The 14822-nt window shown below is 75.9% G+C and carries 12 protein-coding genes; 7 read left to right on the top strand and 5 right to left on the bottom strand.

Annotated features, from left to right (window positions below; translation table 11 throughout):
* Nucleotides 1–2 precede the first annotated feature (2 nt).
* Nucleotides 3–2513: a helicase C-terminal domain-containing protein gene (locus tag IF99_RS0119780; protein WP_037827205.1), complete on the top strand. Its 2511-nt coding sequence runs from the start codon at nucleotides 3–5 to the stop codon at nucleotides 2511–2513.
* A gap of 146 nt (nucleotides 2514–2659) precedes the next feature.
* Here IF99_RS0119780 and IF99_RS30950 read toward each other — a convergent pair whose 3' ends face one another.
* Nucleotides 2660–3304 carry a VanZ family protein gene (locus IF99_RS30950; protein WP_037827214.1) on the bottom strand — a complete coding sequence of 215 codons (645 nt, stop codon included), beginning with the start codon at nucleotides 3302–3304 and terminating at the stop codon, nucleotides 2660–2662.
* A gap of 385 nt (nucleotides 3305–3689) precedes the next feature.
* Between IF99_RS30950 and IF99_RS33545 the strand changes: the two genes are divergently transcribed.
* Complete coding sequence (locus IF99_RS33545) at nucleotides 3690–4256, top strand: pyridoxamine 5'-phosphate oxidase family protein (RefSeq protein ID WP_107048988.1); 567 nt, start codon at nucleotides 3690–3692, stop codon at nucleotides 4254–4256.
* A gap of 243 nt (nucleotides 4257–4499) precedes the next feature.
* The gene (locus IF99_RS0119765; RefSeq protein ID WP_030997921.1) at nucleotides 4500–6140 is read left to right on the top strand and encodes a DNA repair helicase XPB; all 1641 of its coding nucleotides are present in this window, start codon (nucleotides 4500–4502) and stop codon (nucleotides 6138–6140) included.
* Nucleotides 6141–6295: 155 nt separating this feature from the next.
* On the opposite strand, the gene IF99_RS31705 is transcribed toward IF99_RS0119765, so the two are convergent.
* Nucleotides 6296–6547 (bottom strand): hypothetical protein, encoded by a 252-nt coding sequence (locus IF99_RS31705; RefSeq protein ID WP_030997920.1) that lies wholly within the window; start codon nucleotides 6545–6547, stop codon nucleotides 6296–6298.
* A 757-nt stretch (nucleotides 6548–7304) separates the two neighbouring features.
* Here IF99_RS31705 and IF99_RS0119755 point away from each other — a divergent pair.
* Entirely contained in the window at nucleotides 7305–9449 is a 2145-nt protein-coding gene (locus IF99_RS0119755) for a HelD family protein (protein WP_030997918.1), read from the top strand.
* A gap of 77 nt (nucleotides 9450–9526) precedes the next feature.
* Here the strand turns inward: IF99_RS0119755 and IF99_RS0119750 are convergent, their stop codons facing one another.
* Entirely contained in the window at nucleotides 9527–10234 is a 708-nt protein-coding gene (locus tag IF99_RS0119750) for a copper homeostasis protein CutC (protein ID WP_030997917.1), read from the bottom strand.
* A 368-nt stretch (nucleotides 10235–10602) separates the two neighbouring features.
* Here IF99_RS0119750 and IF99_RS0119745 point away from each other — a divergent pair, with 368 nt between their 5' ends.
* Nucleotides 10603–11337, top strand: coding sequence for a hypothetical protein (locus IF99_RS0119745; RefSeq protein ID WP_030997916.1), 735 nt, complete (start codon nucleotides 10603–10605; stop codon nucleotides 11335–11337).
* Nucleotides 11338–11462: 125 nt separating this feature from the next.
* On the opposite strand, the gene IF99_RS0119740 is transcribed toward IF99_RS0119745, so the two are convergent.
* Both IF99_RS0119740 and IF99_RS0119735 read right to left on the bottom strand, forming a co-directional pair.
* Nucleotides 11463–11753 carry a DUF4031 domain-containing protein gene (locus tag IF99_RS0119740; protein WP_030997915.1) on the bottom strand — a complete coding sequence of 97 codons (291 nt, stop codon included), beginning with the start codon at nucleotides 11751–11753 and terminating at the stop codon, nucleotides 11463–11465.
* A complete protein-coding gene (locus IF99_RS0119735; protein ID WP_030997914.1) occupies nucleotides 11750–12160 on the bottom strand; it encodes a hypothetical protein in 411 nt (136 codons plus the stop codon). Before IF99_RS0119735 ends, IF99_RS0119740 begins: the two co-directional genes overlap by 4 nt.
* 264 nt (nucleotides 12161–12424) lie before the next feature.
* On the opposite strand from IF99_RS0119735, the gene IF99_RS0119730 reads away from it, so the two are divergent.
* Complete coding sequence (locus IF99_RS0119730; RefSeq protein ID WP_030997913.1) at nucleotides 12425–13501, top strand: MurR/RpiR family transcriptional regulator; 1077 nt, start codon at nucleotides 12425–12427, stop codon at nucleotides 13499–13501.
* Between the two features lie 218 nt (nucleotides 13502–13719).
* On the top strand, nucleotides 13720–14748 hold the full coding sequence (gene murQ / locus IF99_RS0119725; protein WP_078655175.1) for an N-acetylmuramic acid 6-phosphate etherase: 1029 nt from the start codon (nucleotides 13720–13722) through the stop codon (nucleotides 14746–14748).
* Nucleotides 14749–14822: the final 74 nt, after the last annotated feature.

Genomic DNA, 14822 nt, shown 5'->3' with positions numbered 1-14822 from the left:
GGATGAGCAGCCCTGCACCAACCGAGGACGGACCGGCCACGCGACCGGGACCGCGTTCGCTCGCCGAAGCCCTGCGGGTACGTGACGACGCCTCGCTCGTCGCGCTGCTGCGCGCGCGGCCCGATCTGCTCAACCCGGTACCCGTCGACCTGACACAGCTCGCCACCCGTGCGGCGACGCGTGCCTCCGTCCTGCGCGCACTGGAACGGCTCGACCGTTTCGCCCTCCAGACCGCCGAGGCCCTCGCCGTCGCCCCCGACCCCGCCCCCTACGACCTGCTCGAAGGGCTCCTGACCGGCGACGAGGGCGACCCCGCCACCACGGAGGCCCTGCCGCGGACCCTGGCCCTGCTGCGCGAACGCGCCCTCGTCTGGGGCCCGGACGAGCGGCTGCGTCTCGTGCGCACCGCGCGGGAACTCCTCGCCCCGAGCGCGGCGCATCCCTCTCCCACGGGTCTCGGCCCGAGCCTCGCCGAGGCCACCGCGGGCATGTCCCCGGGACGGCTCCAGGTCATCCTGACGGAGGCCGGTCTCGGCTCGACGCACGACTCGGTGACCGCCGTCCAGGCGCTCACCGCGCTCTTCACCGACCCGGCGCGCCTCGGCGCGCTCCTCGACGAGGCTCCCGCCGACGCCGTCGAGGTCCTCGGCAGGCTCGTGTGGGGGCCACCATACGGGCAGATCACCGCCCACCCGCCGACGCACCTGCGCTGGCTCCTGGACCGCGGACTGCTCGTGCCGACCGCCCCCGGGACCGTCGTCCTGCCGCGCGAGGTCGCCCTGCACCTGCGCGGCGGGCGCGCGCACCGCACCGTCGAGCCCGCGCCACCGGCCATCGCCGTCCGCGCCGTGCGCGAGGAACGCGAGGCCGACGCGGCGGCCGCCGGGCAGGCGTACACCGCGCTCCAGACCCTGGAGGACCTGCTCAAGGAGTGGGGCTCGCCGCGCCAGTCGTGGTCGCGGACGAAGGACCTCGGCCCGGCCGTGCTCCGCGCGGGCGGCCTGAGCCAGCGCGACCTCAAGCGCACCGCCGGGTACCTGGAGACCTCCGAGGACATCGCCGCCTTCTGGCTCGAACTCGCCTACGCCGCCGGGCTCGTCGCCGCCGACGGCGAGGCCGACGAGCACTACGCGCCCACTCCGTACTTCGACGAGTGGCTCGATCTGCCGCCCGCGCGCCGCTGGGCCGTGCTCGCCACCGCGTGGCTCGGCGCGACCCGCACGTCCGGGCTCGTCGGCGGCAGCGACAGCAAGGACCGCACGCTCTCCGCTCTCGGCCCGCACCTCGACCGCACCGCGGCGCCCGAGGTGCGCCACCGTGTCCTCGCGCTCCTCGCGGAACTCGGCCCCGGCGGCGTGCCCGAGCCGGACTCGCTGCTCGCGCGGCTGCGCTGGGAGCGCCCGCTGCGCGGCGCCGCGCACGAGAACGACCTGCGGAGGGGCATCGCGGGCTGGACGCTCACCGAGGCCGAACTCCTCGGCGTCACCGGGCGCGGCGCGCTCACCCGGCAGGGGCGCGCGCTCCTCGACGGGCAGGACACGGCGCTCGTCGACATGCTCGCCGAACTGCTGCCCCCGCCGCTGGACCACGTGCTGCTCCAGGCGGACCTGACGGCCGTCGCCCCGGGGCCGCTCCAGCGTCCCCTCGCCGAACGCCTCGCGCTCCTCGCCGACATCGAGTCCAAGGGCGGCGCGACCGTCTACCGCTTCACCCCCGGCTCCGTGCGCCGTTCCCTCGACGCCGGTTACTCCGCCGAGGCGATCCACGAGTTCCTCGCCGCCCACTCCCGCACGCCTGTCCCGCAGCCCCTCGCCTACCTCGTCGACGATGTCGCCCGCCGCCACGGTCATCTCCGGGTCGGTGCCGCCTCCTCGTACGTGCGGTGCGAAGAGGCCACCGTGCTCGACGAGATCCTCGCCGACCGGCGCTCGGAGACGCTGCGGCTGCGCCGGCTCGCGCCGACCGTCGCCGCCTCGCCCTCGGAACCGGCCGTGCTCCTCGACGGCCTGCGCGGCCTCGGCTTCGCCCCGGCCGCCGAGGGCCCCGGCGGGGACGTCCTCGTGCGCCCAGGCGCGCAGCACCGCACACCGCCGCGCCGCGCCCCGGAACCGGTCGGCGAGGGCGGGGCGCACCCCCGGCAGACGATGCTCGCGGCGGCGGTACGGGCGATCAGGGCCGGTGACACGGCGGTGACCACTCCGCCACCGGCGCCCCCGGCCGGGCTCGTCACGCCCTCCGAGCCGCCCCGCGGCTCGGCGTCGGAAACCCTCGTCACCCTCCAGAACGCCGTCCTGACGGGCGAGTCCGTCTGGATCGGCTACATCGACGCGGAGGGCGCCGCCGACCGCCGCCTCATCGCCCCGGTCCGCGTCGAGGGCGGCTTCGTCACCGCCTACGACCACACCGCCGGGGAACTGCGCACCTACCCCCTGCACCGCATCACCGGCGTCGCCGAGATCCCCGCCCCGGCGGAGGGCGAACCGGCACCGGCGTCCGGGCAGGGCGGGGGCTGACGGCGGGCGGGGGCGGGGGCACCCGCGCCCGCACCGCTCGGCCCCGGCGCGGAGCAGGCCCCCACGGGCGTGCGCCGGCCTCGCGGACCTCGCGGGGCGGTCGTCGTCCGGGGGGCGTCCGCAGGGCGCTCGCCCGCGCGATCCGCTCAGGCCCTGGGGCCGGAGAGTCCCGTCGTCGGCCCCGGTTTCGGCTCGGCGCCGCGGCGGGTGGGCAGGGCGCGGGCCGTCGAGGCGCGCAGGCGGGCCAGCCGACCGGAAGCGGCGGGTGACGCCGCGGGCTCCGCCGGGGCCTGCGGCTCCGGCGCGGTCCCGGGACGGGGCTCGTGTCGTGGGGCCGCCGGCTTCCGGAAACGGCGGACGCGGGACGGGCGCGGGTCCGTGCGGCGGCGGAGCGAACGGGCCAGACGGCGGCCGAGGAACGCGTACCCGAGCAGCGCCCCCGATGTGTTCAGGATGACGTCGTCCACGTCGAAGGCCCGGCCCTGGATCACCGCTCCCTGCGCGAGCTCGACCAGCGACATGACCAGCAGGGTCACGACGAAGACCCGCACCAGGCGCAGCCCGCGCGGCGCCAGGAGCGGCAGCAGGACCCCGAAGGGGGCCCCGAGCAGCAGGTTCCCGCCGACCTGCTTGCACGCCGCGAGGAACGTGTAGTCCTGCGCGTACTGCCGCAGCGAGTGTCCCGGCCGCAGGTTCGAGCCCGCGAGGCCGTCCGAGGCGGGCGAGGGCGTGAGCGTCAGTTTCGCCAGCACCGCCGAGAACGCCACGAGCAGCAGGAACGCCACCACCATCGTCAGGCCGAGCAGCAGTGCCCGGCCCCAGGTCCTGCGCACCACCACAGCGTTGTCCGCCACGGCACCGTCCGTCTCCCCGGCGGCGGGATCTTCCCCACCGGCGGCAGGCTCCTCCCGGGGCGGTACGGGGCCCGGCCGGGACCTTCCCCGTCCCGGCCACGCCTCCCGCCACCGCCCGTGCCGTACCGCCGTCCCGGACCCCGTGTCCGGCTTCGCCCGCTCGTTCCGCCCAGCCCTCGTCATACCGGCCGCTTACCCCAACACCTCCCCCACACACGGCTGTTGCTCCAGCAGGCCGAGGCCCCGCTCCGCCCCGGGACCGAGGCGCCGTCCCGCCCAGCGACCGATGCGCCGGAGGGGACGCGAGTGCTGGGATGGGCCGGTGAACGCGCACCAGGACACCCCAGGACCGCATCCGGTCGCCCAGCACTCCGACGGCCTCCCGCAGCAGAGCGCGGAGGCGGGCCCAGGGCCCGGCCCCGCGCGACCGGAGGCCCCCCGGCGGGCGGACCCGGCGCCCTCCGGCGGAACGGACGCGTCGACGGCACCGCGCACCTGCCCGGCCCCCAACGCCGAGGCCGCGCACCGGCTCGCCCGTGCACGCAATGTGTGGCTGTGCACCACCCGCGCGGACGGCACGCCGCACGTGACTCCCGTGTGGTTCGTGCACCACCTCGACCGCTGGTGGATCGGCAGCGACGAGCGGGCGGTCAAGGTGCGCAACGTGTGGAGCGCGCCCACCGTCTCCCTCGCCCTCGAGGACGGCGACCACCCTCTCGTCGCCGAGGGCACGACGCGGGTGCTGGCGGCACCGTTCCCGCCGGACATCGTCGCGGCCTTCCGGGAGAAGTACGACTGGGACGTCTCCGCGCCGCGCCCCCACGCCGGCGCCCGTGTCCTCCTGGAGGTGCGCACCCGGCGCTGGCTCCTCGCGGGCACCGCGCGGTGAGCGCGCCACGTGATCCGGCCCACCCCCGCGCCCCGAGGCCCGACGGGCGCGCGGCGTACGGAGGTAGACTTCCTTGTTTCGCGCGCAGACGCGGCCACGGCAGGGCCCGGGCCCCGGAGGGGTCCCACGACCGGCCCGCGGCGGCGCCGTGCGCGGTGCGGCACTCGTCGCGCGCCGGACGCCCGGCGAAGTCATCGGACGATCCCCGCCCACGGAGGGACGATCCCGCCCACGGAGGTATGCGTGTCCTGCCTGATCGTGCAGAGCGACAAGACTCTGCTGCTCGAAGTCGACCATGAGCGCGCGGACGCGTGCCGCCGGGCCATCGCCCCCTTCGCCGAACTCGAACGCGCCCCGGAACACATCCACACCTACCGGATCACCCCTCTCGGCCTGTGGAACGCCCGCGCCGCCGGTCACGACGCCGAACAGGTCGTGGACGCGCTCGTCGAGTACTCCCGCTACCCCGTCCCGCACGCGCTCCTCGTGGACATCGCCGAGACGATGGCCCGCTACGGCCGGCTCAGTCTCCACAAGCACCCCACCCACGGCCTGGTGCTGAGCACCACCGACCGTCCCGTGCTCGAAGAGATCCTGCGCTCCAAGCGGGTCCAGCCGCTGGTGGGGCAGCGCATCGACGCGGACACCGTCGCCGTGCACCCCTCCGAGCGCGGCCAGATCAAGCAGACCCTGCTGAAGCTCGGCTGGCCCGCCGAGGACCTCGCCGGCTACGTCGACGGGGAGGCGCACGCCATCGACCTCGCGCAGGACGGCTGGTCCCTGCGCCCGTACCAGAAGCAGGCCGTGGACAACTTCTGGCACGGCGGCTCCGGCGTCGTCGTCCTGCCCTGCGGGGCCGGGAAGACCCTCGTCGGCGCGGGCGCGATGGCCGAGGCGAAGGCCACGACGCTGATCCTCGTCACGAACACCGTCTCCGCCCGGCAGTGGAAGCACGAGCTGGTCAAGCGCACCTCCCTCACCGAGGACGAGATCGGCGAGTACAGCGGGACGAAGAAGGAGATCCGGCCCGTCACCATCGCCACCTACCAGGTGCTGACGACGAAGCGGAAGGGCGTCTACCCGCACCTGGAGCTCTTCGACTCGCGGGACTGGGGCCTCATCGTCTACGACGAGGTGCACCTGCTGCCCGCGCCCGTCTTCAAGTTCACCGCCGATCTCCAGGCGCGGCGGCGGCTGGGGCTCACGGCGACGCTGGTGCGGGAGGACGGGCGCGAGTCGGACGTCTTCTCGCTCATCGGGCCCAAGCGGTTCGACGCGCCGTGGAAGGAGATCGAGGCGCAGGGCTACATCGCCCCGGCCGACTGCGTCGAGGTACGCGTCAACCTCACCGAGTCGGAACGCCTCGCCTACGCGACGGCCGAGACCGAGGAGAAGTACCGCTTCTGCGCCACGACGCCGAGCAAGCAGCGGGTGACACGGGAGCTGGTGAAACAGCACCAGGGGGAGCAGACCCTGGTGATCGGCCAGTACATCGACCAGCTGGACGAGCTGGGCGCCGAGCTGGACGCGCCCGTGATCAAGGGCGAGACGAGCAACGCGCAGCGCGAGAAGCTCTTCGACGCCTTCCGCGAGGGCGAGATCTCCGTCCTCGTCGTCTCGAAGGTCGCCAACTTCTCCATCGACCTGCCCGAGGCGACGGTCGCCATCCAGGTCTCCGGCACCTTCGGCTCCCGGCAGGAGGAGGCGCAGCGGCTCGGCCGGGTGCTGCGGCCGAAGGCGGACGGGCACGAGGCGCGCTTCTACTCGGTCGTCGCCCGCGACACGATCGACCAGGACTTCGCCGCGCACCGGCAGCGCTTCCTCGCCGAACAGGGCTACGCGTACCGCATCGTGGACGCGGACGAGCTGTCGAAGGAGAGCTGAGTCGGCTCGCGACAGGCCGGGCGGCCTCCAGGCGACCGCCCGGCCGCCGGGCCGCTTCGCCGAGGGAGCACCGGCTGCGGCGTCCGTGGGGCCCACGCCCACGCTCCCGCCCGCGCTCCCGGTCAGGCGGCGGAGGGGCGCCCGCAGTTTCCCCCTCATGTGCGGTGGTCCCCCGGCGCGCTCTCCGCGAGGTGCCGCAGCCGTGGCGCGACACCGGCCCGCTCGTCGTACGTACCGAGCAGGGCGACCTCGCACGCGGCGGTGGCGAAGGCCCGCAGCGCGCGCAGCGAACCGCCGAGCCCGCGCCGCCCCGCCGCGACGGCGGGCGCGGCGAGGCGCGAGGGCGACAGGGAAGAGGCGAGGGACGAAGCGGACACGGACGGTGTGGTGTAACTCACGCTGCTCATGCCTCCAGCGTGCCCGCTCCACCACCCCGAGCGGATCAACCCACGGGTTGACATCTCCCGTTCGCCGCCTCCGCCCCCAGGGGGAGCGCACCCCGGAGGCGATCCCTGAGAGGGACCCGGAGACGACCCGGAGGCGGGTCGAACGGAATCCCTAGGGGATGGGAGGGCCCCCGACGGGCCACAACGAAGGGGGTGGGCAAGGGAGTTCCCGGGATACGCCGAAACGGCGGGAGATCACCCTCGGCCACGGGGCGGCAGATGTCCTTCGGCCGAAGGCGGCAGATCGCCTCGCCTTGAAGGCGGCAGATCACCCTCGGCCGCAGGACGGGAGATCACCCTCGGCCGAAGGCAGCAGATGTCCCTCGGCCGCAGGACAGGAGATCCCCCTCGGCCAAGAGACCGCCCGACAGGAGGCTTCCGGACAGGAGGCCGCCCGACAGGAGGCCGCCGGACTCCCCGCCCTCCTTCCTCCGCCCCCTGACCCCATTTGGGCTCTCCCCTCCCTCTCCCCTACAATCGCGCGTCTGCCCGCCTCCCTTCCGTGGAGCGCTGCCTGCCGGACGGAAACCGGCGGCACCTCGGCGACCGCGACCGCCCCGGCCCCCGGCCGGTTCCCGGCGGCCGGGCCGTTCGTCTCATTCGTTCGCCATTCGCGCGGCGCCACCGCCTTCCGCCTCGCGCGCGCACTCGTGCCCGCGCACGCGTGCCCGCGGGGTGGTGCCCGGCCGCGCGCGCCCTTCCGGCAGGAGGCCGTACCGTGAGTCACCCGTCCGCGTCGTCCCCGTCCACCGCGCCCGCCGATCCCCCGCCCGGCGGCGAGCCCGCCGGTGCCCCGCCCGATACCGGCACCGACCCCCTCGCCCGCGAGCGCGCCCACCTCTCCCTCTCCCGTACCGCGCTGCGCGTGATGCGCGAGGAGACGGAGAACCTCGACATCCGCGACGTCACCGCGAACTGGGTCAACGCCGCCGTGCTCCAGGCGCAGATCGAGGAGCGCGTCAAAGCGCTCGCGGATCTCGCCGACACGCCGCTCTTCTTCGGGCGGCTCGACTTCACCCGCCCTCCGGGGCTCGAGGACGCCGAGGGCGCGGAGGGGGAGCGCTTCTACATCGGGCGGCGGCACGTGCACGACGCGGACGGCGATCCGCTCGTCATCGACTGGCGCGCGCCCGTCTCGACCGCGTACTACCAGGCGTCGCGGCAGCGGCCGATGGACGTCGGGCGGCGGCGGCGCTTCGGCTACACGGGCGGTGAGCTGACCGCGTACGAGGACGAGGTGCTCTCCGGGCCCGGCGCCGAGGAGAGCGACCCGGGGACGAGCAAGCTCCTGCAACGCGAGATCGAGCGCCCGCGCGTCGGTCCGATGCGCGACATCGTCGCGACGATCCAGCCCGAGCAGGACGGCATCGTCCGCGGGGACCTCAGCGGCACCGTCTGCGTGCAGGGCGGCCCGGGCACCGGGAAGACCGCGGTCGGCCTGCACCGTGTCGCCTACCTCCTCTACGCCCACCGCGACCGGCTCGCCCGCACCGGAACGCTCGTGATCGGCCCGAACCGGTCCTTCCTGCACTACATCGAGCAGGTGCTGCCGGCGCTCGGTGAGATGGAGGTGCGTCAGGCGACCGTCGCCGACCTCGTCGCCGTGCCGGGCGTGGAGGTGCGCGGCGAGGACGACGCGCGGGCCGCGACCGTCAAGGGCGACGCGCGTATGGCCGCGGTGCTGCGGCGGGCGCTGCGCGCGCACGTGACGATGCCCACCGAGGGCGTGGTCGTGGTGCGCGGCTCGCGGCGCTGGCGCCTCGCGGCGTACGAGGTGGAGGAGCTGGTACGCGAGCTGCTCGACCGCGACATGCGGTACGGGGCGGCCCGCGAGGCGCTGCCGCAGCGGCTCGCGCACGCCGTCCTCGTCCAGATGGAGCGGGCCGGGGAGGCGCCCGACGACCGGGTGCAGGCGACCGTCGCGCGCAACGCCGCCGTGAAGGCGGCGGTCAACGCCGTGTGGCCGAAGGTCGATCCCGCGAAGCTCGTCCTGCGGTTGCTGAGCGACCCCGCGTTCCTCGCGGAGCACGCCGAGGGGCTGCTCGACGCAGGGGAACAGGCCGCGATCCTGTGGCCGAAGCCGGCGCGCTCCGTGAAGAGCGCGCCGTGGTCGGCGGCCGACGCCGTTCTCGTCGACGAGGCCCGCGACCTCGTCGAACGCACCCCCTCGCTCGGCCACGTCGTGCTCGACGAGGCGCAGGACCTCTCCCCGATGCAGTACCGGGCGGTGGGCCGCCGGTGCAGCACGGGCTCCGCGACGGTCCTCGGCGACCTCGCGCAGGGCACCACGCCGTGGGCCACGCGCACGTGGGCCGAGGCGCTGCGCCACCTCGGCAAGGAGGACGCGCACGTCGAGGAACTGACGGCCGGTTTCCGTGTGCCGCGCGAGGTCATCGCCTACGCCTCGAAGCTGCTGCCCGCGATCGCGCCCGGCCTGGCCGAGGTGCGCTCGGTGCGCGAGTCCCCCGGTTCGCTCCGCGTCCGGCGCGTCGACGAGGAGGCGCGCGAGGCCGCCGTCCTCGCCGCCTGCCGCGAGGCACTTGCCCACGAGGGGTCCCTCGGTCTCATCGCCGCCGACGCGCGCGTCCCTGCGCTCGCGGCGGCGCTGGCCGACGCCGGGCTCGCGCATCTCGCGCCCGGCACCGAGACCACGCGCGAATCCCGCCTCACGCTCGTCCCGGCCTCGCTCGCCAAGGGCCTGGAGTACGACTACGTCGTGCTCGACGAACCGGCCGCCGTCGTCGCGGGCGAGGCCGACGAGCCGACCGGGCTGCGCCGCCTGTACGTGGCGCTCACCCGCGCGGTCTCGGGACTCGCCGTCGTCCACGCGGAGGAACTGCCGCAGGCCCTGACCACGGTGTAGCGGGCGGACGCGCACGGGCGACCGCGACAGGAGCGGTCGCCGTGCGCGGCCCTCGCCCCGCGCGGGCGCGCGCTCCCTCAGCCGAGCGCCTCGCGCCAGCGTGCCACGGCCGCCGCGTCGACCGGCCCGTCCCAGCCCGCGGGGCGGGCCGCGCTGCCGATGTGGAAGGCGGAGATACCGGCGGCGCGCAAGGCGGGGAGGTGGTCGAGGCGCAGGCCGCCGCCCACGAGGAGGCGCTGCGTGTAGCCGGGGCTGCCCTCGCGCGCCGCTTCCTCGCACAGCACGGTCAGCCCCTCGTCGACGCCGCCCGCCGCACCGGCCGTGAGGTAGGTGTCGAGGCCCGGCAGTCCGTCGAGTTCCGCGCGCAGCGCCTCGCGGTCGCGACTGCGGTCCACGGCGCGGTGGAAGGTCCAGGCGCAGCCGTCGAGGGCGTCGGCGAGACGCTTCAGCGTGTCCAGGTCGGGGTCGCCCTCGGGGTCGAGGAAGCCGAGCACGAACTCCCGCGCGCCCGCCGCGCGCAAGCGCGTCGCGCGGTCCACGAGCGCGGCCACCCCGCTCGTCCCGCCCGCCGCGAAGCCGTCGCTCAGGCGCAGCATCACGCGCAGCGGGAGGGCGACGGCGGCGCGGATCTCGCGGAAGGTCTCGACGGTGGGCGTGAGCCCGTCGGCCGCCATGTCGCTGACGAGTTCCAGGCGGTCGGCCCCGCCGTCCCGCGCGGCTCTGGCGTCCGCCGCGTCGAGGGCGATCACCTCCAGGAGTGCGGCTGTGCCTTCGGGCATGGTCATGGCCCCTCTTCCCGTCCGTCCCGTGTCCGGGCACCCTTCAGGGGCCCCGTCTGCCGGGGCCCGCCGCGTCGCGGACCCGCCGTCGCGCGCGTCAGGGCAGGCACGGCCACTCCTCCGGAACCTCGCCCCGTCGCGAGACCCCCGGGCGTCCCGCCGGGAGGAGAAGCGGTCTAGTCCAATCGCGCTGGAGGGCAGCCTACGCGGCACCCGGGGCCCCGGGCAGCACCGTCCGGGGGCGTACGGGCGGCGGACCGGGGCGCGCGGGCATCGCGCAGAGGGCCGCGCCGGGGGCGCCGGTTCTCCCGGGTGGCGGCCGTCCCCGTACCGCGAGGGGCGGGGCCAGGAGGGCGCGGGGGAGAATGGGCGGCATGGACGGTGAGCGGGACCTCGCGGAATCCGGGCGCGCGGCGGCGTACGAGGAGCTGCGCGCCGCCTTCGCCGTGACACTGCTGCGCGTGCGGGGCGGGGCCCCCGGGCCCGCCCCGGAGCCGTACGCCGACGCGCTCCTCTCCCGCTGGGCGGAGCCCCAGCGCAAGTACCACACGCTCGACCACCTGCGGGCCGTGCTGCGCCACCTCGACACGCTCACCGCCGAGACCGCGCGCGCCGCCGCGCACGGCACGGCGGCGGAGCGCGCGTGGGCCGAAACGGTGCGCGACCCGGACACGGTGCGGCTCGCGGCCTGGTTCCACGACGCGGTCTACCGGCCCGACCGCTCCGAGAACGAGGAGCGCAGCGCGACGCTCGCCGAACGCGCCCTGCGCGAGGCGGGACTCGCCTCGGGGCCCGTCGCGGAGGTCGCCCGCCTCGTCCGGCTCACCACCGACCACGAGACGGCGGAGGGCGACGGGGACGGCGAGCTGCTGTGCGACGCCGACCTCGCGGTGCTCGCGGGGCCGCCGGAGGAGTACGCGGCGTACGCCGCCGCCGTCCGCGAGGAGTACGGCTTCCTCCCCGAGGAGCGGTTCCGCCACGGCCGCGCCGAGGTCCTGCGCCACCTCCTCGCCCTGCCCCGCCTCTTCCGCACCCCGTACGGGACCCGCCACTGGGAGCAGCGGGCACGCGAGAACCTGGCGACGGAACTGGCACTGCTGGGCGGATGACCACCGCGCCGGACCGCCCGGCGGTGGCTCGACGGAGGAGCCGGGGGGCGGTTCGGCCGGGGAGCACGCGGCCCCCGGCGTGGCAGTCGGACGCCCCCGCGCCCCCGCGCCTGCCGTCCGCCCGTCTACGGAGCCCGCCCCGCCTCCCCGCGGTCACCTCGTGTCTTGCGGCGGCGCAGGCCCGCCGCGGTGAGGCGGGCCACGAGCTCCTTGCTGCCGATCCCGGTGGCTCCCGCCGCGAGGGCGTCCGCGTACCGCTGCGCCGGGAGGTCGTAGTGGTCGCGGTCGAAGGCGCGGCGGGGCACGCCCAGCTCCCGCGCGAAGCGGTGCAGTTCCTCGTAGGAGTCGTCGCTGACGAGGTGCGACCACATGCGGCCGTGCCCCGGCCAGTTCGGCGGGTCGATGTAGACGGTCACCGGACGCCCGGTACGGAGTCGAGCGCCCCGACGGGCGCGACGAGGACACCCGCCTCGGAGCAGACCCAGTGCGGATCGGGGCCGAGTTCCGGTTCGACGACGAGGGCGTGCGGCTCCTCGTCGGTGCACACGGGGCACAGCGGCCAGCGCCCGTGCTGCTCCAGGAGGCCGTCCTGGACGTCCTGCGCGACGAGTCCGGCGACGAACTCGGCACCGTCCGGCCACTGCTCCACCCACCAGCGGCGCTGCGTCACCGCCTCCTCGACGAGCGAGACCACGCGCGCGTCGCTCACCTCGCTCGCCCCGAGGTCCGCGAGCACCCGGGCGCGCGCGGCGTGCAGCGTCTGCTCCAGGGGGCCGGGCTCGGGGGCCGCCCCGGACGTGCCGGAGGAGTCGGAAGGGGTCATGGGCCCATTGTGCGGCAGGGGCGCCGGGACCGGAAACGCCCGTGGGCGACCCCCGGGACGTCCGGCGGTGGCCCTGCGCGCGCACCCCGAGGCGCCCCCGGAAGCGACCCGTCGGCGACCCCCGAGACGCCCCGCGGGCCCCTTCGAACGGCCCCCTGGAAGAACCCTGAGACGCCGCGCCCCGGCCGCCCGCGCCCGCTGTCCGGCCCACGCGTCGGTCCCTCGTCCTTGACCCCCACCCCTTGCTGAAAGTAAATTTCAGCCGTGACCAAGGACGTGAAGGATTTTGCCAACGGCGCCCCCGCGCTGGGCCGCCCCGCCACCGGGCCCGGCCGCGCCACGCGCCCGGCCGCCGCCTCCACCCCCGCCCCGGCCGCCGCGCACCGCGCCCCGGGCCGTGCCACCCCGGCCCCCGCCCGCCCCCACCCGGGCGCATCCTCGCCCGCACCCCCCGCTCCGGCCGCGCTCGCCGCGAAGGTGCGCACCCTCGCCCCCTCCATGACACGCTCCATGCAGCGCGTCGCCGAGGCGGTCGCCGCCGACCCGGCCGGCTGCTCGGCGCTCACCGTGACCGGGCTCGCCACGCGCACGGGTACGAGCGAGGCCACCGTCGTCCGCACCGCGCGCCTCCTCGGCTATCCGGGCTACCGCGATCTGCGGCTCGCCCTCGCGGGCCTCGCTGCGCACCAGGAATCGGGCGCCGCGCCCTCCGTCACCGCCGACATCGCGCTCGACGACCCCATAGCCGACGTCGTCACGAAGCTCGCCCATGACGAACGGCAGACCCTCGCCGACACGGCGGCGAACCTCGACACGGCCGCCCTCGGCGCCGCCGTCACCGCGCTCGCGCAGGCCCGCCGCATCGACATCTACGGGGTCGGCGCCTCGCACCTCGTCGCGCAGGACCTCGGGCAGAAGCTGCTGCGCATCGGCCTCTTCGCGCAGGCCCACGCGGACCCGCACCTCGCCATCACCAACGCGGTGCAACTGCGCGGCAGGGACGTCGCCGTCGCCATCACGCACTCGGGTTCCACGAGCGATGTCGTCGAGCCGCTGCGCGCCGCCTTCGAACGCGGTGCCACCACCATCGCCATCACCGGCCGCCCGGACGGCTCCGCCGCGCAGTACGCCGACCACGTCCTCACCACCGTCGCGGCCCGCGAGAGCGAACTGCGCCCGGCGGCCATGTCGTCCCGGGCCAGCCAGCACCTCGTGGTGGACTGTCTCTTCGTCGGCGTCGCCCAGCGCACCTACGACCACGCCGCCCCCGCCCTCGCCGCCTCCTACGAGGCCCTGGCGCACCGTCACCGGCCCCGGCACGGCCTCGGCGACCAGGGCTGAGCCGAGGCCCTACCGGTTCCCCCGCCCGTCCCGTCGTCCGCCCACCCGGCGACAACGCTGTCACGCCGCCGTCCCGGCCTCGCGCGACGGCCGCCCCGCCCCGTACAGCCCCGAGCCGTCCTCCGTACGGAAGCCCCCAGACCTCCGGCCAGCCGGGCCGGACAGCACCGCCTTCACCGCCCGCACCACCTGTCCCTCAGCACAGCGGAGAGCCGCACATGACGACCACCGGGCCCACCGACCGGGCCGCGCATCCCGATGCCCCGCACGGCCGGAACCCGATCCCTTCCGGGGGCCGCGCGCCCGCCCCCGGAGCCGCCCCGTACGAAGAGCTCCGGGCGGAACTCGCCCACCTCACGACTGAGCAGTTCCGCCCGGAACTGGCCGAGATCGACCGGATGACGACCGAGGAGATCGCGCGGACGATGAACGGGGAGGACGCGACCGTCCCCGCCGCCGTCGCCCGCGCACTCCCCCGTATCGCCGCAGCGATCGACGCCGCCTCCGCCCGCATGGCGCGAGGGGGCCGTCTCGTCTACGTGGGCGCCGGGACCGCGGGGCGGCTCGGCGTCCTCGACGCGAGCGAGTGCCCGCCGACCTTCAACACCGCCCCCGGCGAGGTCGTCGGCCTCATCGCCGGCGGCCCCTCCGCGATCATCACCGCCGTCGAGGGCGCAGAGGACGACACCGAGCAGGCCGCCGCCGACCTCGACGCCCTCGGCCTCGGCCCGGACGACGTCGTCGTCGGCATCTCCGCCTCGGGCCGCACCCCGTACGCGGTCGGCGCCGTACGCCACGCGCGCACCGTCCGCGGCGCGCTGACCATCGGCCTCTCGTGCAACGCCGACAGCCCCCTCGCCGCCGAGGCGGAGCACGGCATCGAGGTCGTCGTCGGCCCGGAGCTCATCACCGGATCGACCCGCCTCAAGGCGGGCACGGCGCAGAAGCTCGTCCTCAACATGCTCTCGACGATCAGCATGATCCGGCTCGGCAAGACCTACGGAAACCTGATGGTCGACCTCCGCGCCTCCAACGAGAAGCTCCGCGCCCGTTCCCGGCACATCGTCGCCCTCGCCACCGGCGCGGACGACAGCGAGATCGAGGCCGCGCTCGCCGCGACCGGCGGCGAGGTGAAGAACGCGATCCTCGTCCTCCTCGGCCATGTCGACGGCCCCGAATCCGCCCGCCTCCTCCACGCCCACGGAGGCCACCTGCGGGCGGCGCTGGAGGAGGCGGCAAGGGGCTGAGCCGACGGGGCGGGAGGGGGAGGCGGGGAGCCCCGGGGCCCGTCTCCCGCTCCCCCGCGCCACCCCTCCCGCCC

It is taken from the genome of Streptomyces sp. NRRL F-5630, assembly GCF_000719475.1.
In the GTDB taxonomy this organism is placed as follows: domain Bacteria; phylum Actinomycetota; class Actinomycetes; order Streptomycetales; family Streptomycetaceae; genus Streptomyces.
Note: the sequence above shows the minus strand (reverse complement) of the source record. Positions and strands in the feature narration are given on the sequence as shown.